The organism is Roseococcus sp. YIM B11640, from assembly GCF_049727625.1.
Lineage (GTDB): Bacteria > Pseudomonadota > Alphaproteobacteria > Acetobacterales > Acetobacteraceae > Roseococcus.
The window spans coordinates 183,961-208,045 of record NZ_JBBJOZ010000005.1 but is presented as its reverse complement, the minus strand read 5'-3'; the positions used below and the strand labels follow the sequence as shown (position 1 = coordinate 208,045).

Below are 24,085 nucleotides of genomic sequence, written 5' to 3'. Positions count from 1 at the left end.
ATTTATGCCCTCAGACGCCGGGCGGCCGCTCCGCGGCCTTGGCTTCGCCGCGCGGCAGCGGCACCGGGCCGGCAAGTGGGGTGGGCGGCGCCGGCTGGGGTCGCGGCCGGATACTCGTGGGGAAGCTCGATGTCGGGCAGGAGGTTGTCCGGCTGCTCGGCTTCCTCGGCCGGGCGGCCGAGCAGGCTCTGGGCCCAGAGGTTGGGGACGGCGTTCGCCATCCCGCCTACTCCACCAGGACCAGCGGCTCGCCGTATTCGACCGGGGTGCCGGACTCGATGAGGATCCGGGTCACCGTGCCGGCGCGCGGCGCCTTGATCTGGTTGAAGGTCTTCATCGCCTCGATCAGCAGCAGGGTCTGCCCCTGGCTGACCTTCGCGCCGAGCTGCACGAAGGGGGCGGCGCCGGGCTCCGGTGCCAGATAGGCCACGCCGACCATTGGAGAGGTCACGAGGCCCGGGTTCTTCAGGTCCAGCCCGCCGCCTTCGGCAGGAGCGGCGGCCGGAGGCGCGACGGCCACGGGCGCGGCCAGGACGGGCGCGGCCAGGACCGGCGCCGGGGCGGCGGCGGCCACCGCCGGCGCGGGCAGGATACGCGCCACGCGGATACGGGAATCCTTCTCCGAGAGCTCGATCTCGGTCAGGTCCGTCTCGCGCAGGATGTCGGCGAGCTTGCGGATCGCCTCCGGGTCGAACTGGATGCCGCTGGTCATTCGTCTTCGTCCTCGTTCGCGCCGATCAGCCCCGCCATGGCCTGGAGCGCGAGCGCGTAGCCCGCCACGCCCAGGCCGGCGATGACGCCGGTCGCGGCCTTGGAGACCAGGCTGTGATGCCGGAACTCCTCGCGCCGATGGATATTGGTGATGTGGACCTCGATCACCGGCAGCCCGGCCGCGAGCAGCGCGTCCAGGATGGCGACCGAGGTGGTGGTGTAGCCCGCGGGGTTGATCACGATGCCAGCCGCGCGGCCCCGGCACTCCTGGATCCAGGAGACCAGCTCGCCCTCGACGTTGGACTGCCGGAAATCGATGGCCAGCCCAAGCTCCTCCGCCGCCTCGGCGCAGAGGTTCTCCACATCGTCCAGCGTCGCGGTGCCGTATTTCTCCGGCTCGCGCGTGCCGAGCATGTTGAGGTTGGGGCCGTTGAGCACGGCGATCAGGTTCATGCCGATTCCCGGGGGGTGCGGTGTCGCGGAGGGGGCGGGCTAGCATGAGGGGCGCGGCAGGGGCAAGCGCGCCGGGCCCCGGGAGGGAGGCAGGAGGCAAGCAGGGTGCATCCGGGGTGCCGGTCAGTAGGGGCGGCAATCCTGCATCCGGACATAGGCCTTGGAACTGGTGCCCCGATAGATGAAGTCCACCGTGCGGTTGTTGATGTCGCTGTTCCGGCCCGTGCCCAGGCGGAAGCCCGTCGTGAAATTGGCGTTCATCACGAAGTTCTGGATGGGCGAGAGGTCCAGCGTCACGTTGGCGGGGAAGTTGCCCATCACGAAGGTCACCACGATCCGGCGGGCCTGCCGGTTCTGGACGTAGATGGTGTAGTTGTAGGTCCCGTCCGCGCGGGCACGTCCGCTTGTCATGATCGCATTGGCGCTCACCACGCCCTCGCAGGTGTCGGACTGGGCCCGCGCCAGGCCGCTGCCCGCGACGGTCAGCGCCAGGGCTGCCACGGCCGTTTTCTTGACCGCCCGCATCTTCTTTCTCCCGTTCCCGCAGCGAAACGCTGACGCAAGCGGATAGGCGGGACAACAAGTTCCGCTCGATGGCGACGACCCGCGCGGCCTATGGCCCGCAACCCGAGATTGACGCCCGGACCCCAGGGGCGCAGCATGCGGGTACCAAGGAGAGCCCTTGAAGCAGGGCTGAGATTCCGCGAAGGACGCGGTGAATCCTTAGAACCTGATCCGGGTCATGCCGGCGAAGGGATGGGAACAGGGCCACGGGCCGCACCCTTTCCTTCGAATCGATTGTGGGACGAAGCGAGAGATGCCCGATACCTCCATGCCGACCGCCCTGATGGCGCTGACGGTGAATGGCGAGCCCCGCGAGGTGCCGCCCGGTACCTCCGTCGCCACGCTGCTCGCCGGCATCGGCCTGGCCGAGCGCAAGGTGGCGGTGGAACGCAATCTCGAGATCGTCCCGCGCTCGCAATACGCCACGACGATGCTCTCCGCCGGCGACGCGATCGAGATCGTCCATTTCATCGGAGGGGGCTGACCATGCCCGATGACATCCGCACGCCCATCGAGGTCGACGATTCCTGGGAGGTGGCCGGGCGCCGCTTCCAGTCCCGCCTGATCGTCGGCACCGGCCGGTACAAGACGCTGGAGCAGACCGGCGAGAGCATCCGTGCCAGCGGCGCGGAGATCGTGACCGTCGCCGTCCGCCGCGTGAACCTCAGCGACGCCACGGCGCCCATGCTGCAGGATTTCGTCTCGCCGCAGGACTACACCTATTTGCCCAACACGGCCGGCTGCCACACGGCGCAGGAGGCCGTCCGAACCCTGCGCCTGGCGCGCGAGGCGGGGGGCTGGAACCTCGTGAAGCTGGAGGTGCTCGGCCCGCCGCCCTACCTCTACCCGGACATGGCCGGCACCTTCGAGGCGGCCGCCGCCCTGCTGGCCGACAATTTCGAGGTGATGGTCTATTGCGCCGACGACCCCGTTGCGGCGAAGCGGCTGGAGGAGATGGGCTGCGTCGCCATCATGCCGCTCGGCGCGCCCATCGGCTCGGGCATGGGGGTGGTGAACCCCTATATGATCCGCAGCATCAAGCAGAACGCGAAGGTGCCTGTGCTGGTGGATGCAGGCATCGGCACGGCCAGCGAGGCCGCCTTCGCCATGGAGCTCGGCTGCGACGCGGTGCTGCTGAACAGCGCCATCGCCCATGCCCAGGATCCCGTGAAGATGGCGGTCGCCATGAAGCATGCGGTCATCGCGGGCCGGCAGGCTTATCTCGCCGGTCGCATGCCGCGCGACTACCGCGCGGATGCGTCGAGCCCGATGAGCGGGCTTATCCGCTAGCTCGACGCGGCGAGCAGGGGAGGAACCTTCCGGAACTCCATCCGGTAGACGACCTCATCGCCCGTCTTCGGGTCTGTGCCGGGCGCGCCGCTGATGACGAGCTTGTCGCCTTCCAGCGTGAAGGGGCGGATCAGCTCGGTGACGCCCCAGGCCGGGTTCCAGCTGGCGTCGACCATGTGGATCACCCGGTCGCCCTCCAGCCGGTAGCGGGCCGAATAGGCGAGCATGGAGTCGAAGAGCGCCGCCTTCTCCCCCTCCGTGGGCGTCGCGCCCTTCAGCGGCGGGCGATGGCGGTTCAAGACCAGGGCCATCATCCGGCCATCCGCGTGGTAGGAGATGTAGCCGTTGGGGTCCGGGCCCATCGCGTCCGTGACCTCGCCCGTCCGGACGGCCTTCCGCGTCCAGGACAACATGCGCCAAGTCCCTATGAGCTCGTCTGCCGTCGCCATGTGTCCCTCCCTGGCCACCCGTCCGGCAGCCTAGCCGCCACGGCGGCGCCGCGGCAGGATCGCGGAGGTTCAATCTGGGAGGAAGATCGATGGATCTCGGAATCAAGGGGCGCCGCGCGATCGTCTGCGCCGGCTCGAAGGGGCTGGGCCGCGGCTGCGCCGCCGCGCTGGCCCGCGAAGGGGTGGAACTGGTCATCACCGCCCGGGGCGGCGAGGCGCTGGAAGCCACCGCGAAAGCCATCCGCGACGAGACGGGCATCAAGGTCGCGACGGTCCAGGGCGACATCACCACCGAGGCCGGGCGCGCCGCCGTCCTCGCCGCGCTGCCAGACCCGGACATCCTCATCACCAATGCCGGCGGCCCGCCGCAGGGCGAATTCTCGGGCTTCGAGCTGGACGACTGGCGCCGTGCGGTCGAGGCCAACATGCTGACGCCCATTGCCCTGATCAAAGCCGTGCTGCCCAAGATGATCGAGCGCAAATTCGGCCGGGTGCTGAACATCACCAGCTATTCGGTGAAGGCGCCCATCGCCCGGCTGGAGCTTTCCAACGGCGCGCGGGCGGGGCTGACGGGCGCCCTGGCCTCGCTGTCGCGGCGGGTGGCGGTGAACAACGTGACCATCAATCACCTGCTTCCCGGGCCTTTCGACACGGATCGCGTGCGTGGCAACTGGCGGCAGGTGGCCGCCCAGGGCGGCGCAGCGGTGGACGAGCTGGAGAAGCAGGCGGTCAAGGCCATCCCGGCCGGGCGCCTCGGAACGGCCGAGGAATTTGGCGCCTTCGCGGCCTTCCTCTGCTCCGTCCATGCCGGATTCACGACGGGCCAGAGCATCCTGCTCGACGGCGGTTCCTATCCGGGCACGCTGTAACGGATGCGCCATACACATGGCTGACACGCGCCGGAAACGCTCCGGCGTTCCCCCCGGCTTTTCCGGCGTTTCCCCCTGAGGCCCTGCGTAGCTTCGGAGGCGTTTTCCGGCCCTGCCGGGTAGAGACGAAAAAAATCCGCCCTGACGCCCGAAGCTGCTTGCATCGCGCGTCGATGGGTCCTAAGTGCGCGTCACAAGACGCAGTACGCACGTGCCTCTGGCCCCAGGCCCACGGAGCTGAGCCGAACTTCAGGCTTGCCACCGCGGCGCAAGGTTTACGCAACGACGTCAAGCGTTCTGGCAACCCCGGATGGGCAACCATCCGGTTTTCTTCTGGTCGCTGGTTCGTTCGACCGTTTCGTCAATCTGGGGCCGCCCCCGAGGATGGGGCTGGTTCCACATGGTTTGTGGAGGGTGGTGCGATGACCCCTAAGGTCGCTCGCTTCCTTGCTGACAACCAGCCGGCGACGCCGTGCCTGGTGCTGGACGTGGATCGCGTGGAGACGAATTTCCGTCGCCTGCGGGACGCGCTTCCCCTCGCCCGCATCTACTATGCCGTGAAGGCCAACCCGGCCCATCCGGTGCTGGAGCGGCTGGTCGGCCTCGGCTCGCATTTCGACGCCGCCTCCTTCCAGGAGGTCTCGATGTGCCTGGAAGCCGGGGCAGAGCCGGACGCGATCTCCTATGGCAACACCATCAAGCGCGAGCGCGACATCGTGGCCGCCTATGCGCGCGGCGTGCGGATGTTCGCCTTCGACAGCGAGGCGGAGCTGGAGAAGCTCGCCCGCTCCGCGCCGGGCAGCCGCGTCTATTGCCGCATCCTGGTGGGCAATGACGGCGCCGAATGGCCGCTCAGCCGCAAGTTCGGCTGCGAGGTCGAGATGGCGAAGGAGCTGATGGTCAAGGCGGGCCAGCTGGGCCTCGATCCCTTTGGCCTGTCCTTCCATGTCGGCAGCCAGCAGACCCGCACCGCGGCCTATGAGGCCGCGATCGCCAAGGTCGCCATGCTGTTCACCGACCTGGTGGATGCCGGCGTGAAGGTCCGCATGGTCAACCTCGGCGGTGGCTACCCGGTCCGCTACAAGGCCGAGGTGCCGGAGATCGACGAGTTCGGCTCCGCGATCATGGGCGCCATGGTCGAGCATTTCGGCAATGCCCTGCCCGAGATCGTGATCGAGCCCGGCCGCTTCCTGGTGGCCGATGCCGGCGTGGTCCAGGCCGAGGTCGTGCTCGTGAGCCGCAAGGGCAAGGACGACCCCGTCCGCTGGGTCTATCTGGATATCGGCCGCTTCGGCGGTCTGGCCGAGACCGAGGGCGAGGCGATCAAGTACGCCTTCCGCACGCCGCATGACGGCACGGCGGAAGGCCCCGTGACCATCGCCGGCCCGACCTGCGACAGCACGGATACGCTCTACGAGAAGTCCAACTACCGGCTTCCCGTGGCGCTGCAGCCTGGCGACCGCGTGGAGCTCCTGGCGACGGGCGCCTATGTGACGACCTATGCCAGCCAGAAGTTCAACGGCTTCGAGCCCCTGGCCGAGCACTACATCTGAACCTGACCTGACGCGCTCTGGCGCGGCAGGCGTGAATAGCCCCGGGAAGCGTGCTTCCCGGGGCTTTTTCGTGCGGTTTGTCGAAGGAGGGGCGCTTGGGCATTCTGGGGCGATCGCGCCCGGAGACGAATACCCGATGAAGCTGACCGCCTTCTACGTCTCCACGGTGGTTCTCGGTCTCCTGGCGATCATCGGCGTGATGCACGTTGGGACCGGATGGGAGGGACCGGCGGCGGTCGGCGCGACCGCGGCGGACCCCTTCGCCCCCCTCCTGAGCCGTCTGGACTCGCCGCTCGCGCGCCTCTTCCTCCAGATCATCGTCATCATCGCCGCGGCCCGGCTCGCCGGGCTCGTCTTCCGCCGGATGGGCCTGCCGGCGGTGGTGGGCGAGATGACGGCTGGCATCCTCCTCGGCCCCTCCCTCTTCGGGCTGGTCGCGCCGGGCCTGTTCGCCGCCATCTTTCCCGCAGATTCGCTGGGGACGCTGCGGCTCCTGAGCCAGGTCGGCATCTGCCTCTTCATGTTCGCGGTCGGGATGGACCTGGACCTCGCCCACCTTCGCAATCGCGCCCGTGCGGTGGTCGCCGTCAGCCACGCGAGTATCGTGGTGCCCTACGCCTTCGGCGTGGGGCTGGCCCTCTTCCTCTTCCAGGACTACGCCGGCCCTTCGGCCAGCTTCACGAGCTTCGCGCTTTTCATGGGCATCTCCATGTGCATCACCGCCTTCCCGGTGCTGGTGCGGATCCTGCAGGAGCGCGGCCTGTCCCGGACGCCGCTCGGCCAGATGGCCATCGCTTGCGCCGCCGTGGACGACATCACGGCCTGGAGCATCATGGCCTTCGTCGTCGCCATCGCCGGTGCGACCGGGCTCGGCGGCGCGGTGGTGACGCTGGCGCTGGCCGGCCTCTTCGTCGCGGCGATGCTGCTGGTCGTGCGCCCGCTCCTGCCGCGCCTGATCGGCGAGCGCGCCCTCGCCGCCGAGGAGCCGCAGACCGGGGTGCTGGCGCTGGTGGTCCTGCTGGTCACCACGGGCTCGCTGATGACGGAGCTGATCGGGATCCACGCGCTCTTCGGGGCTTTCCTCGCGGGCGCGGTCATGCCCAGCGTCAAGGGGTTCCGTCACCGGATCGGGCTTCGGGTGGAGAGCTTCTCGAGCGTGATGCTCCTGCCCCTCTTCTTCGCATTCACGGGCCTGCGGACGCGCATGGACCTGCTGGGCGACACCGATGGCTGGCTCCTCTGCCTCGTCGTGGTCGCGGTGGCGACCGCCGGCAAGCTCGGCGCCAGCGCCGTCGCGGCCCGCCTGGCCGGAATGGAGCTCCGGCAGGCGCTGCAGGTGGGCGCGCTGATGAACACGCGGGGGCTGATGGAGCTGATCGCGCTCAACATCGGCTACGACATGGGCATCCTGTCGCCCATGATCTTCACGGTGCTGGTGATGATGGCCGTGATCACCACGATCATGACCGGGCCCTTGCTGACGCTTTTCTCCCGGCCGGCTCGCGCGCCCGCCGCCGTTCGGGCGCGCTAGAGGTACTTGCCGCGCTCCAGGATCTCGAGCGTGTATTCCTTGTAGGTCATGCCCAGTTCCTCGGCGCGGGCGAGGCGGCGGAGCGCGATCTCGCGCGGCGGCGTCTTCCAGGCCTTCTTGTGGGCCCGGCGCCAGACATAGCCGCGCCAGGAAGCGTCGGGGTCCAGGGGCGGACCACCATTATGTCCGATTCCGGCAGGCTTGATCATGCGGGCAGCTTTCCACTAAAGTGATCATATGTCCATGATCGTGGATGACCCCCTGCAATCCCTCCTCGCCGGCCGTATCCGGCGCGAGCGAGAGGCGCGCGGCTGGTCCATCGCCGAGCTGGCCGAGGCGTCGGGCGTCTCGCGCGCCATGATCAGCAAGGTGGAGCGCGCGGAGGCGAGCCCGACGGCTTCGCTGCTCGGACGCCTGTCGGGCGCGCTCGGCCTCACGGTCTCGGCGCTGCTGGCGCGGGCCGAGGCGGATGGCGGCGGCGGGCGGCTGGCGCGCGCGGCGGACCAGCCGGTCTGGACCGATCCGGAGACCGGCTATGTCCGCCGCCAGCTCTCGCCGCCCGGCGCCGAGATCGAGATGGTGCATGTGGACCTGCCGCCCGGCGCGCGCGTCGCCTATCCAGCCGCGTCCTATGCCTTCATGCGCGGGCATTCGGTCTGGCTGATCGCCGGCCGCCTGACGATTCGCGAGGGGGCCACGGCCACCGAGATGCGGCCGGGCGACTGCCTGGCCTTCGACTTCTCGGTGCCGATGGATCGGGAATACGCGAATGCGTCGGACGCGCCCTGCCGCTACGTGGTCACGCTGGCGCGGCGATAGCGCCCGATCCGATTCGGCGAATTGCCGAAGTGGTGATTCAGCCGCTCAGAGCCTCGATCTCCGCGAGTTCCGCCGGCGTCAGCTTCCAGTCGCCGGCCTTCACATTCTCCGCGATCTGCTCCGGCTTCGTCGCGCCCGCGATCACGCTGCTGACCGGCGTTTTGGCCAGAAGCCAGGAGAAGGCCAGCTCCACCAGCGAATGGCCGCGCGCCTTGGCGAAGGCTTCCAGCTTCTCCACCACGTCGAACCGCGCCTCGGTCTGGTAGCGCGCGTAGCGGTCGGTCCCGGCCATGCGCGTGCCCTCGGGCGGCGGCGCGCCGCGCTTGTACTTGCCGGTGAGCATGCCGCTCGCCAGCGGGAAGTAGGGTAGCAGGCCCATCCCGTAGCGCGCGGCGACGGGCGTCAGCTCCTGCTCGATGCCGCGCACCAGCAGCGAGTACTCGTCCTGGCAGGAGATGAAGCGGTTCAGCCCTTCGTGCTTCGAGGTCCATTGCGCCTCGACCACCTGCCAGGCCGGCATGTTGGAGCAGCCGAGGTAGCGGACCTTCCCCTGCCGCACGAGGTCGTCCAGCGCGCGCAGCGTCTCCTCGGTCGGCGTGATGCCGTCGGGGCGATGGTACTGGTAGAGGTCCAGCCAGTCGGTGCGGAGGCGCCTGAGGCTCGCTTCGACGGCGGACATAATGTAGCGGCGCGAACCGCCGCGCAGCCGGCCGCTCCCGCCATCCATGGGCAGGCCGAACTTGCTGGCGAGGACGATGTCCTTGCGGCGGGCGCCCAGCACCTGGCCCATCAGGTCCTCGGAGCCGCCCTGGTTGCCGTAGACATCGGCCGTGTCGAAGAGGGTGATCCCGTGGTCGAAGGCGGCGTGGATGACCTTGCGCGTGCCTTCCAGGTCCAGCCGGCCGCCGAAATTGTTGCAGCCGAGCCCGATGCTCGAAACCAGAAGTCCGCTGTCGCCGAGTTGCCGCTGTTCCATCGCCCGCCCCCTTCGTTTCGAGGGCGGAGAGTGGTCCCGGTTCAGCGCGCCGGCAAGGTCACGCGTCCATCTTGAGCGCCGCGATGAACGCGCTCTGCGGGATCTCCACCTTGCCGAACTGCCGCATGCGCTTCTTGCCCTCCTTCTGCTTGTCGAGGAGCTTGCGCTTGCGGCTGATGTCGCCGCCGTAGCACTTCGCCGTCACGTCCTTGGACATGGCGGAGATGGTCTCGCGCGCGATGACGCGCCCGCCGATGGCGGCCTGGATGGGGATCTTGAAGAGCTGCCGGGGGATGAGCTCCTTCAGCTTCTCGCAGATGCTGCGCCCGCGCCGCTCGGCTTGCGAGCGGTGCGCCATGAAGGAGAGCGCGTCCACCGGCTCGTTGTTCACGAGGATGGAGATGCGCACGAGGTCGCCCTCGGCATAGCCGTCCATCTGGTAGTCGAAGCTGGCATAGCCGCGGCTGACGCTTTTGAGGCGGTCGTAGAAGTCGAAGACCACCTCGTTCAGCGGCAGGCGGTAGACGGCCATGGCGCGCGTGCCGACATAGGTGAGCTCCACCTGCTGGCCGCGACGCTCGTTGCAGAGGGTCAGGATGGCGCCGAGATGCTCGTCCGGCACCATGATCGTCGCCTTGATCCAGGGCTCCTCGATGGCGTCGATGAGCGTCGGGTCCGGCATGTCGGCCGGGTTGTGCAGCTCCTCGACCACGCCGTCGTTCTTGCGCAGCTTGTAGACGACCGAGGGCGCCGTCGCGATCAGGTCCAGGTCGAACTCGCGCGACAGTCGCTCCTGCACGATCTCGAGGTGCAGCAGGCCGAGGAAGCCGCAGCGGTAGCCGAGGCCGAGCGCCAGCGAGGTCTCCTGCTCGAAGTGGAAGCTGCTGTCGTTGAGGCGCAGCTTGCCAAGCGCCTCGCGCAGCTTGTCGAAGTCATCGGCATCGATGGGGTAGAGGCCGCACCACACCACGGGGATGGAGGGTTTGAAGCCCGCCAGCGCCTCGGTGGCGGGGACGCGGTCGTCGGTGATGGTGTCGCCCACGCTGGTGTCCGCAACGGTCTTCACGCCGGCGGTGAGGTAGCCCATCTCGCCCGGGCCGAGGCTGTCGGCCGGGATCATCTTCGGCGTGAAGTAGCCGACCTGGTCCACCGTGTGCGTGGCGCCGTTGGACATCATGCGGATCTTCTGGCCCTTCCGCAGATGGCCGTCCTTCACGCGCACGAGCACGACGACGCCGAGGTAGCTGTCGTACCAGCTGTCCACCAGCAGCGCCTTGGTCGGCGCACCCGCATCGCCCGTGGGTGCGGGCAGGCGGGTGACGATCGCCTCCAGCACGCCCTCGATGTTGAGGCCGGTCTTGGCGCTGATCTCCACGGCGTCGGAGGCGTCGAGGCCGATCACATCCTCGATCTGCTGCTTCACGCGCTCGGGCTCGGCGGCGGGCAGGTCGATCTTGTTGAGGACGGGGACGATCTCGTGGCCCGCCTCGATGGCCTGGTAGACGTTCGCCAGCGTCTGCGCCTCCACGCCCTGGGAGGCGTCGACCACGAGCAGCGAGCCCTCGCAGGCGGCGAGCGAGCGGCTCACCTCGTAGGCGAAGTCCACATGGCCCGGCGTGTCCATGAGGTTCAGCGTGTAGGTGTTGCCGTCCTTGGCCGGGTAGCGGATGCGGACCGTCTGCGCCTTGATGGTGATGCCGCGCTCGCGTTCCAGCTCCATGCTGTCCAGCAGCTGCTCCTTCATGTCGCGGGCCGCCACCGTGCCGGTGGACTGGATCAGTCGGTCGGCCAGCGTGGACTTCCCGTGGTCGATATGCGCGACGATGGAGAAGTTGCGGATCAGAGGCAGCGGAGTCTCGGTCATGGGCGGGAGATAGGGCCAAAGAGGCCGAAGCGAAAGCGCGTATCCGGGCAGGCCAGCTTTCGCTTCACGCGGGGCCGGACATGCCGCAGCATGCGCCCATGACCGGGGAGCAATCCCGGCTGGAGAAACGTTCGATGCATCTGCCCCGCCGCGCGGCCCTGCTGGCCGCGCCTGCCCTGGTCCTGGGCACCAAGCCCCTGCGCGCGCAGGCTTTTCCGTCACGCCCGATCCGGATGATCGTCCCCTATACGCCGGGTGGCGTCTCCGACATCACGGCCCGGCTGATCGCCGAACCTATGGCGGCCGCGCTGGGCCAGCCGGTTCCGGTCGAGAACCGCGCAGGGGCTGATGGCGTGATCGGCACCGATGTCATCGCCAAGGCGGCGCCGGACGGGGCCACCTGGGGTCTCGTCTCCGTCGGGCATCCTGTGAATGCCGCCTTCTACCGGCTGCCCTTCGACACCATCCGGGACTTCACCTTCCTGACGCTGACGACGCGCACGCCGCTCGTCATGTGCGCGGCCAAGGGTTTCGCGGCCAGCACGCCGCGCGAGTTCGTGGACCTCGCCAAGCGCAACCCGCCCGGCCACTTCACCTTCGCCGGGACAGCTGGCGTGGTGCGGCTGGCGCCGCTCCTCTTCGCCCAGCAGACCGGCACCCAGCTCACCTACGTGCCCTATCGCGGCAGCACCCAGGCGCATCCGGACCTCATCGCGGGCCGGGTGGACGTGATGTTCGACACGGTGCCGGCGGCGCTGCCGCACATCCAGGCGGGCACGCTGAAGGCGCTGGCCACGACGGGCGCCCAGCGCGCGCCGCAGCTGCCCGACACGCCGACCATGGCCGAGTTCCTGCCAGGCTTCGAGGCCTCCACCTGGGGCATGATCATCGGCCCCGCCAATATCCCGGAGCCCATCGTCACGCGCATGCACCGGGAAGCCGTGGCGGCGCTGAGCCGTCCCGAAGTGCTGGACCGCCACCGCACCCTGGGCGCCGAGGTCGCGACGCTGACGCCCGAGCAAAGCCGCGATTTTGCCATTTCCGAGATGGAGAAGTGGGGCGCGGCCGCTCGTGCCGCCGGGATCCAGCCGCAGAATGCGGGTTGATTCCGTCTGACATCGTCGCGCCGAAACTCTTTGGGGCGCCGGGAATTGGAATGTTAGCGTCCGGCCGACGGACGCGCTCTGGAGCAGCATACGATGCGAATGACGACGGTGACCCTGCTGGCTGGCGTGGCTCTTCTGGGGGCGGGCTGCACCAACCCCTATGATCCAGGCCAGCGAGCCCTGGGCGGTGCAGGTATCGGCGCCCTGAGCGGCGCGGCTATCGGCGGCATTGCCGGCGGCGGCCAAGGCGCGGCCATTGGCGCGCTGGTCGGTGGCGCCGGCGGTGCGGCGATCGGGGCCGCGACGACGCCCACGCCGCCTCCGCCCCCGGCCTATGGCTACCGCGCGCCTCCGCCGGGCTATGGGCAGGGCTACTACGGCAAGTAAGGACGCCTGACCCGGGCGCCGCGCTTCAGGCGCGGGCGGCCGGCTCGAACCTGTACGGCGCCGCGCCTTCGACCAGGGGGTCGAGGGCCAGGCGATGTTCGAGCGGCGGGAAGGCGCGGCTGCGGCAATCCGCGCGGTCGCAGAGCCGGCAGGAGAGGCCGATGCCCACCTGCGCGGCCTCGAAATCCAGCCCGTCCGCATAGACCATCTCCCGCGCGCGGGAGAGGTCGCAGCCGATGGCAATCACGTGAAGGGGCGGCGGCTCGCCCCAGCGGGCGGCGGGTGCGCGGACGGTACGCGCCACGCAGAGGAAGCTCGCGCCATCCGGCAGCGTCGCCACCTGCACGCGGGTCGAGCCGGGCGTCGCGAAGGCGTGGTGCACGATCCATTTCGGGCAGGTCCCCCCGAAGCGCGAGAAGGGGAAGCCCGCCGCCGAGAAGCGCTTGTCCACATTCCCCGCCGGGTCGGCGCGCAGGAAGAAGCAGGGCACGCCGCGCGCGCCGTCCCGCTGCAAGGTCGAGAGCCGCTGGCAGGCCTGCTCGTAGCTGACGCCGAAGCGCGCGGCGAGGCCCTCCACGTCGTAGCGCAGCGTCTGCGCGGCCGAGAGATAGGGCGCATAGGGCATGAGCAGCGCGGCGGCGGCGTAGTTCAGCAGCCCGATTCGGATCATGGCCACGGCTTCGGGCGAAGAGGGCTCGGCGCCCGCCATCGCCGCCTCGGTGGCGTCGCGCGCCTCCAGCAGCATGAGCTGGAAGGCCATGTGGAAGCCGCGGCTTTCGCGCGGCAGGCTCTCGGAGAGCAGCAGGCTCCGCGTCGCGGCATCGTAGCGGCGTAGCGCCTGCTCCATCGGCTGCACCGCGACGGCCAGGCCGTGCACGCGCCGCAGCCGCTCGGCGATGGCGTGGTTGAGCTCCGCCGGATGCGCGCCGAGCTCACGCCCGATGGCCTCGGCGGCCTCCTCCAGTGCGGGGAAGTGGTTGGCGCGCTCGTGGAAGAAGTCGCGGGTCTCCTCGGTCGGCAGCAGGATGCGGCGGCCGCTGGGCAAGGCGAGGCCCGAGGCGTCCTCGCGCGCCACCCGCCAGGCGCGGTAGAGCGCCAGCATGGCGCGGGCCGCATTGGGCGCGGAGCCCGCCATCGCCACGACCTCCTCCTCGGGAATCGCGTCCAGGCCGAGCATGGGGTCGGACAGTACTTCTCGCAGGCCGCTCTCGAGCTGGCGTTCCGTACGGCCGGAGAGGGCGGCGAGATCCGCCTCCAAAACCTGCGCGAGCTTGAGCAGCAGCGCCGCCGTCACCGCACGCTGATCGTGCTCGATGAGGTTGAGGTAGGAGGCGGAGATGCCCAGCCGCACGGCGAGCGCCTGCTGCGTCAGCCCCTTTTCCATCCGCAGCCGGCGCACGGTGCGTCCGATGAGCGGCCTCGCCATTTCTTTACAACCTTTACTGATTTGTCTGAAAACTTGTGAAAATCACCACGTTCTTGCGGGGTGGGAGCCATTTTCGCGGATGCAAAGGGCCCGCGCAATGTGAATTCTTCACAGATATTCCTTTGGAGAATTCAGATGCGCCCGACCTACACCCCCTGCTTTTCCCCTGACGGCTCCGCCACGGGCTCCGATCCGCACCGTTTTGCCGGCATCCGCCGCGACTATTCCGATGCCGATGTCGCGCGCCTCGCCGGCTCTTTCCGGGTCCGGCACACGCTGGCCGAGAACGGCGCGCGCCGGCTCTGGCAGCTGCTGCGAACGGAACCGCAGGTGACCACGCTCGGCGCGCTCACCGGCATGCAGGCGCTGCAGCAGGTGAAGGCCGGGCTGAAGGCCATCTACCTCTCCGGGTGGCAGGTCGCGGCGGACGCCAACAGCGCGGCGACCATGTACCCCGACCAGTCGCTCTATCCCGTGGATTCGGTGCCGACGGTGATCCGCCGCATCAACAACGCTCTGCGCCGCGCCGACCAGATCGCGACGCTCGAGCGCGCCGAGGGCAAGGGCGACGATCGCACGCACTACATGGCGCCCATCGTGGCCGATGCGGAGGCCGGCTTCGGCGGTGCTCTCAACGCCTATGAGCTCATGCGCGCCATGATCGAGGCCGGCGCGGCGGGCGTGCATTTCGAGGATCAGCTCGCCAGCGAGAAGAAGTGCGGGCATCTCGGCGGCAAGGTGCTGGTGCCGATCAGCCAGCACATCCGCACGCTGAACGCCGCGCGCCTGGCGGCCGATGTGGAGGGCGTCCCCACGGTCCTCCTCTGCCGCACCGATGCCGAGAGCGCGCAGCTCCTCACCGCCGATATCGACGAGCGCGACCGGCCCTTCCTCAGCGGCGAGCGCACGCCGGAGGGCTTCTTCCGCATCACGCCCGGCATGGGCAAGGCCTACGCCATCGCGCGCAGCCTGGCCTACGCGCCCTATGCCGACCTGCTGTGGTGGGAAACGAGCGAGCCCGACCTCGACGACGCGCGCGACTTCGCCGAGGCGATCCATCGCGAGTTCCCGGGCAAGATGCTCGCCTACAACTGCTCGCCCTCCTTCAACTGGCAGCGGAAGATGGGCGTCGAGGCCGCGGCGCGCTTCCAGCGCGAGCTCGGCGCCATGGGCTACAAGTTCCAGTTCGTCACGCTCGCGGGGTTCCACAGCCTGAACCTCTCGATGTTCGATCTGGCGCGGGGCTACGCGTCGCGCGGCATGGGCGCCTACAGCGAATTGCAGCAGCGCGAATTCGCAGCCGAGTCCGAGGGCTTCACGGCCGTGCGCCACCAGCGCGAGGTGGGCGTCGGCTACTTCGACGCGGTCGCGATGGCGGCGAGCGGCGGCAGGTCGAGCACCACGGCGATGGCCCATTCGACCGAGACCGCGCAGTTCGACACGCATGGCGCGGCGCCGCAGCCCGCCATGGCCAAGTAAGGGAGGAAACGATCATGGAAGAGCGGCACGACGACGGGCTTGTGCATGACCACGGCTGGGCGCGCGAGGCGCCGCATCCGCCGGGCCCCAGGCGCCAGGTGATCCGCCCGATGGAATGGGAGCATGACGAGGGCCTCGTCCACTCCCATGGCTGGGCGAGTGTGGAACCGCCGGGGATGCCCCCGCGCTGAGTCCGGGAACGGTGGGTGCCTAGGCGCCCACCGTCTTCGCCTTCACCTTCTTCCCCTCGTCCGAGGCCCGCCACAGATACCAGGCGGCGATGCTCCGCCAGGGCTTCCAGGCCTCGCCGATCGCGGCGAGCTCCTTGGGCTTGAGTTGCTCCTCGGCGCCGGTGATCAGCTTCCACCCGTCGCGCACGCCGAAATCATCGACGGGCAGAATGTCCGTGCGGCCGAGCGTGAAGATCAGCAGCATCTCCACCGTCCAGCGCCCGACGCCGCGAATGGCGACGAGCCGCTCGATCAGCTTGTCGTCGGGGATGTCGGCGGCTTCCTCCAGTGTCGGCACGAGGCCGCCCACGGTCTTCTCCGCGATGTCGCGGATGGCGGCGACCTTGCTGCCGGAGAAGCCGCAGCCGCGCAGCGCCTCGGGCGGCAGATCCAGCACGAAGCGCGGGGAGGGGAAGCCCTCCAGCTGATAGAGCGCGGTGAAGCGGCCCAGGATCGCCTCGGCCGCGCGCGCATGCACCTGCTGGTGCGCGATGGCGCTGACCAGCGCCTCGTAGGGATCCCGCAGCACGGGCTCCAGCGCGCAGGGGCCTACGCGCTTGATGAGGGGGCGGAGGGTCTTGTCGCGAAGAAGCCTGCGTTCGGCAGCCAGCCAGTCGGCCATGATTACCTCAGGAAAAGCAGTGTCATTGTGCCGATCGACAGCACCAGCGCCATGGAGGGCCAGAGCTGCCGCCAGACCTGCACGGGCCGCGTCCCGTCGCCGAGCAGCAGGCACAGCATGGCGGTGGCCGCGATGCTCATGCCCGCGCCGGCGCCGCCGGCGAAGTTCTGCAGCGCGGGCGCCAGCAGCGTGGGCAGGCCCAGCGCCTCGCCGAGCGCGACCTGCATCGGCATCAGCGCGGCATTTCCGCCGACATTGCTGCCGGTGATGAAGCCGCCCAGGAAGGCCATGGGCGCGATGGCATAGGCCGCCAGCGCGCCCTTGCCGCCGATCAGAGCCTGGGCGAGGGCCAGCGCCACGCCGCTGCCCGCGAGCCAGCGGCCGAGCGTGACGTAGAGCACCATGGAGATCGCGGGGCGCTTCGCCCGGCGCAGGGCCGCCGCCGCATGCGCGAGCCCGTTCGTCCGGCTCACCAGGATGCCGAGGCCGACGATCCAGAGAACCGCCGCCACATGCGTCAGCGGCAGGGCGGGCAGTTCGGGGAAGGGTCGCCAGGCGGGCGGGTTGGGCACGCCGCGCGCGGCCAGGAGGCAGGCCGTCAGCAGCAGGTAGGGCCAGGCGGCCCGGAGCGCCGTTCCGAGGTCGCGCGGCGGGTCGGAGCGCCAGAGCGCCCAGACGGCGACGATGCCGCTCGCCACCATGCCCACCGTCTCGAAAGGCAGGACGAGATGCAGCGCGATGAGCAGGGCGGCCATCACGGCGAGCATCACCGCCTGCATCGCCTTCTCGCCCGGCGGCACGGACACGCCGGCGCGTGCCTGCAGGTGCCAGATCACGGGCGCGAGGGCGACGATCCAGAGCGCGTTCGGCCAGGCGACCAGCGCCACCATGTCCTGCGCCGGAACATGGGCCAGCGCGGCGCCGATCGAGGAGCCGGGGCCCAGTGCGCCCCAGGGCACCATGAGCTGCGCCTGGGCGGCGAGCGCCACCGCGACGGCGCCGCGGATGCCCATGCCCCGCAAGGCCGAGAGGGCGAAGACCGAGCCCACCCCGAAGCCGGTGACGCTTTCCAGGAACAGGCCCATCGGCAGCGCCGCCGCGAAGACCCGCGCGGGCGTGGCCGGGCGATGCGCGTCGCCCGACGGGCGCTCGACCGCCGCGTGGAAGAGCAGCCCGCCCGCCACCACCGCGATGGGCTGCACGGCCAGGAAGGCCGCGCGCAGCGTTTCCTCCAGCAGGAAGCCCGGCAACGCCACACCGTCCCGCAGCGTGACGAGGACGGCCGGGATCGCAGCCGCGAGCGCGAGGGCGCAGGCCTGGATGGGGTTCGCCCTTCCGCTGGCGAGCAGCGCCAGCAGCAGCAGGAGTGGCGCGGCCTGGAGCGCGAGGATCATCGCCGCCGGGCCTCGCTGAGCGTGATGACCACGGCGCCGCCCAGAATGATGCCCGCGCCCAGCCAGGTCCAGGCATCGGGCACCTCGCCGAAGAGGAGCCAGCCGAAACCCGAGATGACGACGAGGCGCAGATACTGGAAGGGCGCGACCGCGCTGGCCTCACCCGCGCGCAGCGCTTCCGTGACCAGCCAGATGATGCCCGGCGTGAAAAGCCCGAAGACCATCAGGATCATCGCATCCGCCGCGCCCAACGGCACCCAGTTCCAGATGGCCAGCGGTAGCGTGCAGGCGGTGGTCACGAGCCCGACCCAGGCCAGCACCGTCTCGGTCCGCTCGGTGCGCGAGAGGCTGCGCGAGGTTAGCGTGATGCCGCACCAGGACAGCGCCGCCGCCAGCGCCGCCGCCGCGCCGATGGCGGAGACATCGGCGCCGGGGCGCAGCATCACCGCGACGCCCAGCAGCCCGGCGATGGTGCCCGCCCAGCGGGCGGCGTCCACGCGCTCGCGCAGCAATGGCCCGGCCAGGAGTGTCGTGAACATGACGTTGGTGAAGGAAAGGACCGTCGCGGTGGCGAGGTCCAGGAAGGCGAAGGAGAGGAAGTAGAGGCCCCAGGTCGCGGTCGAGCAGAAGCCGCGCAGCAGGTGCATGCCGGGCCGCGCGGTGCGGAAGACGGCCAGGCCTCCCGTCGCGATCAGCGGCAGCACCCAGACGAGCTGGCCCATGGAGCGGACGAAGAGCTGCGTCGTCACCGGCACGCCGCGATCGTTCATCCAGCGGATGAACAACGCCTCCGTGGCGAAGAGCAGGGCGCCGATGGCCATCAGGATCGCGCCGCGCAGGTTGCCGGGCAGCGCCGCGAAGCGCGTCATCATCGCCCGAGGGTATGCTGCCGCCACGCTTGCGAAGCAACGCCCGGGGCGGCAACTTTCTGCCAGGAGGATAACGAACCATGACGGGTTATGACGCCGCCGTCGCGACATGGCGGGCCGATCCCGAAGCCTATTGGCTGGAGGCGGCGCGCGGGCTCGACTGGTCCGTGCCGCCCAGCCGCGCCTTCGATGCGGCCCAAGGGCTCTACGGTCGATGGTTTCCCGGCGGCCGGCTGAACACCTGCCATAACGCGCTCGACCGGCACGTGGCGGCCGGGAGGGGCGAGCAGGTCGCGATCCTCTACGACAGCCCCGTGGCCGGGAAGGTGGAGCGCCTGACCTACGCCACCATGCTCGACCGCGTGAGCCGCCTGGCTGGCGCACTGGCCGCGCGGGGCGTGGGCAAGGGCGACCGCGTCATCATCTACATGCCCATGGTGCCCGAGGCCGCCATCGCCATGCTGGCGTGCGCCCGGCTGGGCGCCATCCATTCCGTCGTCTTCGGCGGCTTCGCGGCGGCCGAGGTGGCAGCGCGCATCGAGGACGCGACGCCGCGCGCCATCATCTCCGCGAGCTGCGGGATCGAGCCGGGGCGCGTGGTCGCCTACAAGCCGCTGCTGGACGCGGCCATCGCGCTGTCCTCCCACAAGCCGGAATTCTGCCTGATCCTGCAGCGCGAGCAGCAGCCCTGCGGCATGCTGGCCGGGCGCGACGTCGACTACGCTGAAGCCGAGGCCGCCGGCGCCCCGCATGCCTGCGTGGAGGTGGAGGCGACGGACCCGCTCTACATCCTCTACACCAGCGGCACGACCGGAAAGCCCAAGGGTATCGTGCGCGACCATGGCGGCCATGCCGTTGCGCTGCACAACAGCATCCACATGATCTATGGGCTGAGGCCCGGCGACGTCTTCTGGACGGCGAGCGATGTCGGCTGGGTCGTAGGACATTCCTACATCGTCTACGCGCCGCTGCTGGCGGGGCTGACCTCGGTGCTTTTCGAGGGCAAGCCGGTGGGTACGCCCGATGCCGGCACCTTCTGGCGCGTCTGCGCCGATCATGGCGTGCGCGTCCTCTTCACCGCGCCCACGGCCATCCGCGCCATCCGCAAGGAGGACCCGGAGGGCGCGCTGATGAAGCGGCACGATCTCTCCAAGCTGGAGGCGCTCTACCTCGCGGGCGAGCGCTGCGACCCGCCGACGGCGCTATGGTCCGCCCAGAAGCTCGGCGTGCCGGTCGTGGATCATTGGTGGCAGACCGAGACGGGCTGGCCCATCACGGCGGGCTTCCGGGGGCTTGGGCTTTTCGACCCGCGCCCCGGCTCCGGCGGCAAGCCCTCGCCGGGCTACGACGTGCGCGCGCTCGATGCCGAGGGGCGCGAGGTGAAGCGCGGCGAGCAGGGCGCGCTGGTGATCCGCCTGCCGCTGCCGCCCGGCTGCGCGCCGACCTTGTGGAACGCCGAGAAGCGCTTCCGCGAGGCCTATCTCTCCACATTCCCCGGATATTACGACACCTCCGATGCCGGGATGGTGGATGAGGAGGGCTTCGTGTGGGTGATGGGCCGCACCGACGACATCATCAACGTGGCGGGCCATCGGCTTTCGACCGGTGCGATGGAGGAGGTGCTGGCCGCGCATCCGGATGTCGCGGAATGCGCGGTCGTCGGCATCGCGGACACGCTGAAGGGCCAGGCACCGCTCGGCCTCGTGGTGCTGAAGGCCGGTGCGCAGCGCGAGGAGAGCGATGTGGCTCGGGAGCTCGTGGCCCTGGTGCGCGAGCGCATCGGGCCTGTCGCCGCCTTCAAGGAGGCGCGCGTGGTGGCGCGGCTTCCTAAGACGCGCTCGGGCAAGATCCTGCGCGGGACGATCCGCAAGATCGCCGATGGGGAGCGCTATTCCGTGCCGCCCACTATCGACGATCCGATGATCCTGGAGGAGATCGCGGGCGTGCTCGGCCGATGATGCTCCGCCGCGCGCTGCCGTTCCTGCTGCTCGCGGTGCCGGCGATGGCGCAGCAGCACGCGCTGGACGTGCCGCGCGGCGATCCGGACCGGCGGCCACTACTGGATGCGATCCGCCCGACCCTCATGCGCCTGACGGATGGGCCGGTGCATTTCGGTGTGCGGGAGCTGCGGCGCTTCGGGGACTTCGCCTTCGGGATCCTCGAGCCGCGCCGGCCGGAACGGCAGCCCATCGACTGGTCGCAGACCAGTCTGCGCGGCCGTGTCGCGGAGCCCGGCTTCGAGGATGGGCTCACGCAGGTGTTGTGGCGCCGCCTCCCAGGAGGGTGGAAAGTGGAGCAGTATGCCATCGCGCCCGCGACGCCGGCCTGGCCTGCCTGGCAGCGGCAATACAGCTTGCCTCGCGTGCTGTTCGAAGCTGGAGTGACGGAATGATCCTGGAGGAACGGCGCAATGACGGCGTGGCGCTGATCACGCTGGACCGGGCGCCCGCGCGCAATGCGTTGAGCATCGCGATGCTGGACGCGCTCTCCGCGGCCCTGCTCCGGGCCGAGGATGCGCGCTGCGTGGTGCTGGCGGCCAACGGCCCCGCCTTCTCAGCGGGGCACGACCTGCGCGAGCTGACGGCCGCCCGCGCCGAGGCCGATGGCGGCAGGGAATTCTACGCACGCACCATGGCGCTCTGCAGCCGCGTCATGCAGCAGGTGGTCAACCATCCCGTGCCAGTGATCGCCGCCGTGGAGGGCGTGGCCACCGCTGCCGGCTGCCAACTGGTCGCGAGCTGCGACCTCGCCGTGGCCACGCCGCACTCGCGCTTCTGCACGCCGGGGGTGGATATCGGCCTCTTCTGCTCGACGCCCGCCGTTGCCGTGGCGCGCGCGGTGCCCCGCAAGGCGGCGATGGAGATGCTGCTGACAGGCCGCATGTTGGGTGCCGAGGAGGCGCGCGAGATCGGCCTCATCAACCGCGTCGCCGAGGATGCGCGCACCGGGGCGCTTGAGCTCGCGCAGCAGATCGCCGCGCGCTCGGGCCTTACGATCCGCATGGGCAAGCGTGGGTTCCTCGCGCAGGCGGCCATGCCGCTCGCCGAGGCCTATGACGCCGCGAGCGCGGTGATGGTGGAGAACATGATGGCCGCCGACGCGGAGGAGGGCATCGGGGCCTTCCTCGGCAAGCGTGCCCCGCAATGGCAGGATCGCTGATGGCCGCTTCCGACTACGACGCGCTTCCGCGCAACACCGCGAACCACCAGCCGCTGACGCCGCTGCTCTTCCTGGAGCGCAGCGCGGCGGTGTTTCCTGATCACCTGGCCGTGGCGCACGGCGCGCTCCGCCGCAGCTATGCCGAGCTGCGCGCGCGCTGCGTGAAGCTCGCGCATGCGCTCACGCTGCGCGGGCTGGGGCGCGGCGACACGGTGGCGGCGCTGCTGCCCAATACGCCGGCCATGCTGGAATGCCATTACGGCGTGCCCATGGCCGGATGCGTGCTGAACAGCATCAACACGCGGCTGGATGCCGCGACCATCGCCTATATCCTCGACCACGGCGAGGCGCGCCTTCTCATTGTGGACCGGGAATTCATCCCCGTGCTGCGCGCGGCGCTGGCACAGGCGACGAACCGCCCCGTAATCATCGAGGTCAACGACAGCGAAGCGCCCTCCGACGAGACGCTGGGCGGCCAGGATTACGAGGCGCTGCTGGAGGAAGGCAGCACCGATTTCGTCTGGCCCCTGCCGCGCGACGAATGGGACGCCATCGCCCTCAACTACACCTCCGGCACGACCGGCAAGCCGAAGGGCGTGGTCTACCACCATCGCGGCGCGCAGCTTCTGGCGGTGGGCAATGTGCTTTCGGCGGGGATGGGGCGGCATCCGGTCTATCTCTGGACGCTGCCCATGTTCCATTGCAACGGCTGGTGCTTCCCCTGGACCATCACGGCGATGGCCGGCACCCATGTCTGCCTGCGGGCGGTGCGCGGCCCGGCCATGTGGTCGCTCATCGCCGAGCATGGCGTGACGCATATGTGCGGCGCACCCATCGTGATGGGCACGCTGCTCGCGACGCCCGAGGCCGAGAAGCGCGCCCTGCCGGGCCCCATCACCTTCGTCGTCGCCGGCGCGCCGCCGCCCGAGGCCGTGCTGGCCGCGATGGGTGCCGCGGGCTTCGGCGTGCTGCATGTCTATGGGCTGACCGAATGCTACGGGCCGTCGGTCACGAATGAGTGGCACCGAGATTGGAACAGCCTGCCGGATGCCGACCGGGCGCGGCTCATGGCGCGGCAGGGCGTGCGCTACGTCGCGCTCGAGGGGCTCGATGTGATGGACCCGGAGACGATGGTGCCGGTCGCCGCCGATGGCGTGGCGATGGGCGAGGTCATGATGCAGGGCAACAGCGTCATGAAGGGCTATCTGAAGGACAAGGCGGCCACGGATTCCGCCTTCGCCCATGGCTGGTTCCATACGGGCGACCTCGCGGTGAAGCACCCGGACGGCTACATCCAGCTGCGCGACCGCTCGAAGGACATCATCATCTCGGGCGGCGAGAACATCTCCTCCATCGAGGTCGAGGACGCGCTGTTCAAGCATCCGGCCGTCGCCCTCGCCGCCGTGGTCGCGCAGCCGGACGAGAAGTGGGGCGAGGTGCCCTGCGCCTTCGTCGAGCTGAAGCCCGGCGCCAGCGTCACGGAAGCCGAGCTCATCGCCCATGTCCGCGGCATGCTGGCGGGATTCAAGACGCCGAAGCGCGTCGTCTTCTCGGAACTGCCCAAGACCAGCACGGGCAAGATCCAGAAGCACGTGCTGCGGGGGCAGGTGAGGGGCTGACCGCTCAGGCGGTGATAACGCCGATCCGGTCTTCCTCGAAGACGCCGCAGGTCAGCGGGCCGCCGAAGACGGCGCCGGTGTCGAGGTTCACGCGGTTCTCGCGCAGATCCATCTCGCGCTCGCGCACCGGCGTGTGGCCGTGCACGACGATCATCCCGTGGTCCGCCTCGCTGTCGAGGAAGGCGCCGCGGATGCGCAGCAGATCCTCGCTGCTCTGGTCCTCGAAGGCCACGCCTGGGCGGATGCCGGCATGCACGAAGAGATAGGGGCCGACGCGGTGATGCAGCTTCAACCCGCGCAGGAAGGCGATGTGCGGGGCGGGAATTCCCGTGGCCCAGGTGTCGCGCTGGGCAAAGGGGTCGAGGCCCCAGCTCTGCAGCGCCTGGCCGCCGCCGTAATACATCCAGTCGGTGGCACTCGGCCCGTCGCCGTCGAGCGCGGCCAGCAGCGTGTCCTCGTGGTTGCCGCGCAGGTTCACGACGGGACAGGCCTTGAAGCCCATGGCGAGGTCGATCGCGCCCGCGCTGTCCGGCCCGCGGTCGATGAAGTCGCCCAGATGCACGAGGCTGGCGCCGGAGGTCGGGTTCTCCTTCAGGTCCGCGCGGATCGCGTCATGCAGCGCGCGGAGCTTATCCGCGCAGCCATGCACGTCGCCGATGGCGTAGACGCGGGTGCCGACGGGCAGCTTGGCGGGCGCCCTTAGCCACTTCACGCG

Annotated in this window: 27 protein-coding genes and 1 riboswitch; of the genes, 14 read left to right on the top strand and 13 right to left on the bottom strand. The window is 69.8% G+C overall.

Features of this window, described 5'->3' with window-relative positions:
• Positions 1–2: 2 nt before the first annotated feature.
• The 4 genes from WJM96_RS19590 to WJM96_RS19575 form a co-directional block, all read right to left on the bottom strand.
• A complete protein-coding gene (locus WJM96_RS19590) occupies positions 3–221 on the bottom strand; it encodes a hypothetical protein (protein WP_424814232.1) in 219 nt (72 codons plus the stop codon).
• A gap of 5 nt (positions 222–226) precedes the next feature.
• Positions 227–712: an acetyl-CoA carboxylase biotin carboxyl carrier protein gene (gene accB / locus WJM96_RS19585; protein ID WP_424814231.1), complete on the bottom strand. Its 486-nt coding sequence runs from the start codon at positions 710–712 to the stop codon at positions 227–229.
• A complete protein-coding gene (gene aroQ / locus WJM96_RS19580) occupies positions 709–1,164 on the bottom strand; it encodes a type II 3-dehydroquinate dehydratase (RefSeq protein ID WP_424814230.1) in 456 nt (151 codons plus the stop codon). Before aroQ ends, accB begins: the two co-directional genes overlap by 4 nt.
• A gap of 123 nt (positions 1,165–1,287) precedes the next feature.
• A complete protein-coding gene (locus WJM96_RS19575) occupies positions 1,288–1,689 on the bottom strand; it encodes a hypothetical protein (protein ID WP_424814229.1) in 402 nt (133 codons plus the stop codon).
• 137 nt (positions 1,690–1,826) lie between these two features.
• A riboswitch (TPP riboswitch) is annotated at positions 1,827–1,938 on the top strand.
• Between the two features lie 43 nt (positions 1,939–1,981).
• Here WJM96_RS19575 and thiS point away from each other — a divergent pair.
• Both thiS and WJM96_RS19565 read left to right on the top strand, forming a co-directional pair.
• A complete protein-coding gene (thiS, locus tag WJM96_RS19570) occupies positions 1,982–2,212 on the top strand; it encodes a sulfur carrier protein ThiS (protein WP_424814228.1) in 231 nt (76 codons plus the stop codon).
• A 2-nt stretch (positions 2,213–2,214) separates the two neighbouring features.
• Entirely contained in the window at positions 2,215–3,018 is an 804-nt protein-coding gene (locus tag WJM96_RS19565) for a thiazole synthase (RefSeq protein WP_424814227.1), read from the top strand.
• Here the strand turns inward: WJM96_RS19565 and WJM96_RS19560 are convergent.
• Positions 3,015–3,467, bottom strand: a complete 453-nt coding sequence (locus WJM96_RS19560; RefSeq protein ID WP_424814226.1) for a lipocalin-like domain-containing protein — start codon at positions 3,465–3,467, stop codon at positions 3,015–3,017. The two genes, WJM96_RS19565 and WJM96_RS19560, sit on opposite strands and share 4 nt — an antisense overlap.
• An 89-nt stretch (positions 3,468–3,556) precedes the next feature.
• On the opposite strand from WJM96_RS19560, the gene WJM96_RS19555 reads away from it, so the two are divergent.
• The 3 genes from WJM96_RS19555 (at position 3,557) to WJM96_RS19545 (ending at position 7,420) form a co-directional block, all read left to right on the top strand.
• Positions 3,557–4,336 (top strand): SDR family oxidoreductase, encoded by a 780-nt coding sequence (locus tag WJM96_RS19555; RefSeq protein WP_424814225.1) that lies wholly within the window; start codon positions 3,557–3,559, stop codon positions 4,334–4,336.
• A gap of 422 nt (positions 4,337–4,758) precedes the next feature.
• Positions 4,759–5,889, top strand: a complete 1,131-nt coding sequence (locus tag WJM96_RS19550; protein WP_424814224.1) for a type III PLP-dependent enzyme — start codon at positions 4,759–4,761, stop codon at positions 5,887–5,889.
• Between the two features lie 136 nt (positions 5,890–6,025).
• Complete coding sequence (locus WJM96_RS19545) at positions 6,026–7,420, top strand: cation:proton antiporter (protein WP_424814223.1); 1,395 nt, start codon at positions 6,026–6,028, stop codon at positions 7,418–7,420.
• Here WJM96_RS19545 and WJM96_RS19540 read toward each other — a convergent pair.
• Positions 7,417–7,629: a hypothetical protein gene (locus WJM96_RS19540; RefSeq protein WP_424814222.1), complete on the bottom strand. Its 213-nt coding sequence runs from the start codon at positions 7,627–7,629 to the stop codon at positions 7,417–7,419. The two genes, WJM96_RS19545 and WJM96_RS19540, sit on opposite strands and share 4 nt — an antisense overlap.
• 28 nt (positions 7,630–7,657) lie before the next feature.
• Here WJM96_RS19540 and WJM96_RS19535 point away from each other — a divergent pair, with 28 nt between their 5' ends.
• On the top strand, positions 7,658–8,239 hold the full coding sequence (locus WJM96_RS19535) for a helix-turn-helix domain-containing protein (protein ID WP_424814221.1): 582 nt from the start codon (positions 7,658–7,660) through the stop codon (positions 8,237–8,239).
• Positions 8,240–8,276: 37 nt separating this feature from the next.
• On the opposite strand, the gene WJM96_RS19530 is transcribed toward WJM96_RS19535, so the two are convergent.
• Together WJM96_RS19530 and lepA are read right to left on the bottom strand one after the other, a co-directional pair.
• Positions 8,277–9,215, bottom strand: coding sequence for an aldo/keto reductase (locus tag WJM96_RS19530; RefSeq protein ID WP_424814220.1), 939 nt, complete (start codon positions 9,213–9,215; stop codon positions 8,277–8,279).
• Between the two features lie 58 nt (positions 9,216–9,273).
• Positions 9,274–11,079 (bottom strand): translation elongation factor 4, encoded by a 1,806-nt coding sequence (gene lepA, locus WJM96_RS19525; RefSeq protein WP_424814219.1) that lies wholly within the window; start codon positions 11,077–11,079, stop codon positions 9,274–9,276.
• A gap of 134 nt (positions 11,080–11,213) precedes the next feature.
• Between lepA and WJM96_RS19520 the strand changes: the two genes are divergently transcribed.
• Both WJM96_RS19520 and WJM96_RS19515 read left to right on the top strand, forming a co-directional pair.
• Positions 11,214–12,185 (top strand): tripartite tricarboxylate transporter substrate-binding protein, encoded by a 972-nt coding sequence (locus WJM96_RS19520; RefSeq protein WP_424814218.1) that lies wholly within the window; start codon positions 11,214–11,216, stop codon positions 12,183–12,185.
• A gap of 99 nt (positions 12,186–12,284) precedes the next feature.
• Positions 12,285–12,572 carry a cell envelope biogenesis protein OmpA gene (locus WJM96_RS19515; protein ID WP_424814217.1) on the top strand — a complete coding sequence of 96 codons (288 nt, stop codon included), beginning with the start codon at positions 12,285–12,287 and terminating at the stop codon, positions 12,570–12,572.
• A gap of 25 nt (positions 12,573–12,597) precedes the next feature.
• Here the strand turns inward: WJM96_RS19515 and WJM96_RS19510 are convergent, their stop codons facing one another.
• On the bottom strand, positions 12,598–13,998 hold the full coding sequence (locus WJM96_RS19510; RefSeq protein WP_424814216.1) for a helix-turn-helix domain-containing protein: 1,401 nt from the start codon (positions 13,996–13,998) through the stop codon (positions 12,598–12,600).
• A 135-nt stretch (positions 13,999–14,133) separates the two neighbouring features.
• Here WJM96_RS19510 and aceA point away from each other — a divergent pair, with 135 nt between their 5' ends.
• Entirely contained in the window at positions 14,134–15,477 is a 1,344-nt protein-coding gene (gene aceA / locus WJM96_RS19505) for an isocitrate lyase (RefSeq protein WP_424814215.1), read from the top strand.
• Positions 15,478–15,491: 14 nt separating this feature from the next.
• Positions 15,492–15,668, top strand: coding sequence for a hypothetical protein (locus tag WJM96_RS19500; protein WP_424814214.1), 177 nt, complete (start codon positions 15,492–15,494; stop codon positions 15,666–15,668).
• A 19-nt stretch (positions 15,669–15,687) separates the two neighbouring features.
• Here the strand turns inward: WJM96_RS19500 and WJM96_RS19495 are convergent, their stop codons facing one another.
• Genes WJM96_RS19495 through WJM96_RS19485 form a run of 3 tightly spaced genes read right to left on the bottom strand, consistent with a single transcriptional unit; the run spans position 15,688 to position 18,595 of the window.
• Positions 15,688–16,329 (bottom strand): DNA-3-methyladenine glycosylase family protein, encoded by a 642-nt coding sequence (locus WJM96_RS19495; RefSeq protein WP_424814213.1) that lies wholly within the window; start codon positions 16,327–16,329, stop codon positions 15,688–15,690.
• A 2-nt stretch (positions 16,330–16,331) separates the two neighbouring features.
• Positions 16,332–17,723, bottom strand: coding sequence for an L-lactate permease (locus WJM96_RS19490; protein WP_424814212.1), 1,392 nt, complete (start codon positions 17,721–17,723; stop codon positions 16,332–16,334).
• Positions 17,720–18,595 (bottom strand): DMT family transporter, encoded by an 876-nt coding sequence (locus tag WJM96_RS19485; protein ID WP_424814211.1) that lies wholly within the window; start codon positions 18,593–18,595, stop codon positions 17,720–17,722. Before WJM96_RS19485 ends, WJM96_RS19490 begins: the two co-directional genes overlap by 4 nt.
• A 77-nt stretch (positions 18,596–18,672) precedes the next feature.
• Here WJM96_RS19485 and WJM96_RS19480 point away from each other — a divergent pair, with 77 nt between their 5' ends.
• The 4 genes from WJM96_RS19480 to WJM96_RS19465 are packed head-to-tail and all read left to right on the top strand — an operon-like array spanning position 18,673 to position 23,370.
• The gene (locus WJM96_RS19480) at positions 18,673–20,550 is read left to right on the top strand and encodes a propionyl-CoA synthetase (RefSeq protein WP_424814210.1); all 1,878 of its coding nucleotides are present in this window, start codon (positions 18,673–18,675) and stop codon (positions 20,548–20,550) included.
• Positions 20,547–20,984 carry a hypothetical protein gene (locus WJM96_RS19475; protein WP_424814209.1) on the top strand — a complete coding sequence of 146 codons (438 nt, stop codon included), beginning with the start codon at positions 20,547–20,549 and terminating at the stop codon, positions 20,982–20,984. The genes WJM96_RS19480 and WJM96_RS19475 overlap by 4 nt, the downstream gene beginning before the upstream one ends.
• Positions 20,981–21,751: an enoyl-CoA hydratase gene (locus WJM96_RS19470; RefSeq protein ID WP_424814208.1), complete on the top strand. Its 771-nt coding sequence runs from the start codon at positions 20,981–20,983 to the stop codon at positions 21,749–21,751. The genes WJM96_RS19475 and WJM96_RS19470 overlap by 4 nt, the downstream gene beginning before the upstream one ends.
• Entirely contained in the window at positions 21,751–23,370 is a 1,620-nt protein-coding gene (locus tag WJM96_RS19465; protein WP_424814207.1) for an acyl-CoA synthetase, read from the top strand. Before WJM96_RS19470 ends, WJM96_RS19465 begins: the two co-directional genes overlap by 1 nt.
• A 4-nt stretch (positions 23,371–23,374) precedes the next feature.
• Here the strand turns inward: WJM96_RS19465 and WJM96_RS19460 are convergent, their stop codons facing one another.
• Positions 23,375–24,082, bottom strand: a complete 708-nt coding sequence (locus WJM96_RS19460) for a metallophosphoesterase family protein (RefSeq protein ID WP_424814206.1) — start codon at positions 24,080–24,082, stop codon at positions 23,375–23,377.
• Positions 24,083–24,085 lie beyond the last annotated feature (3 nt).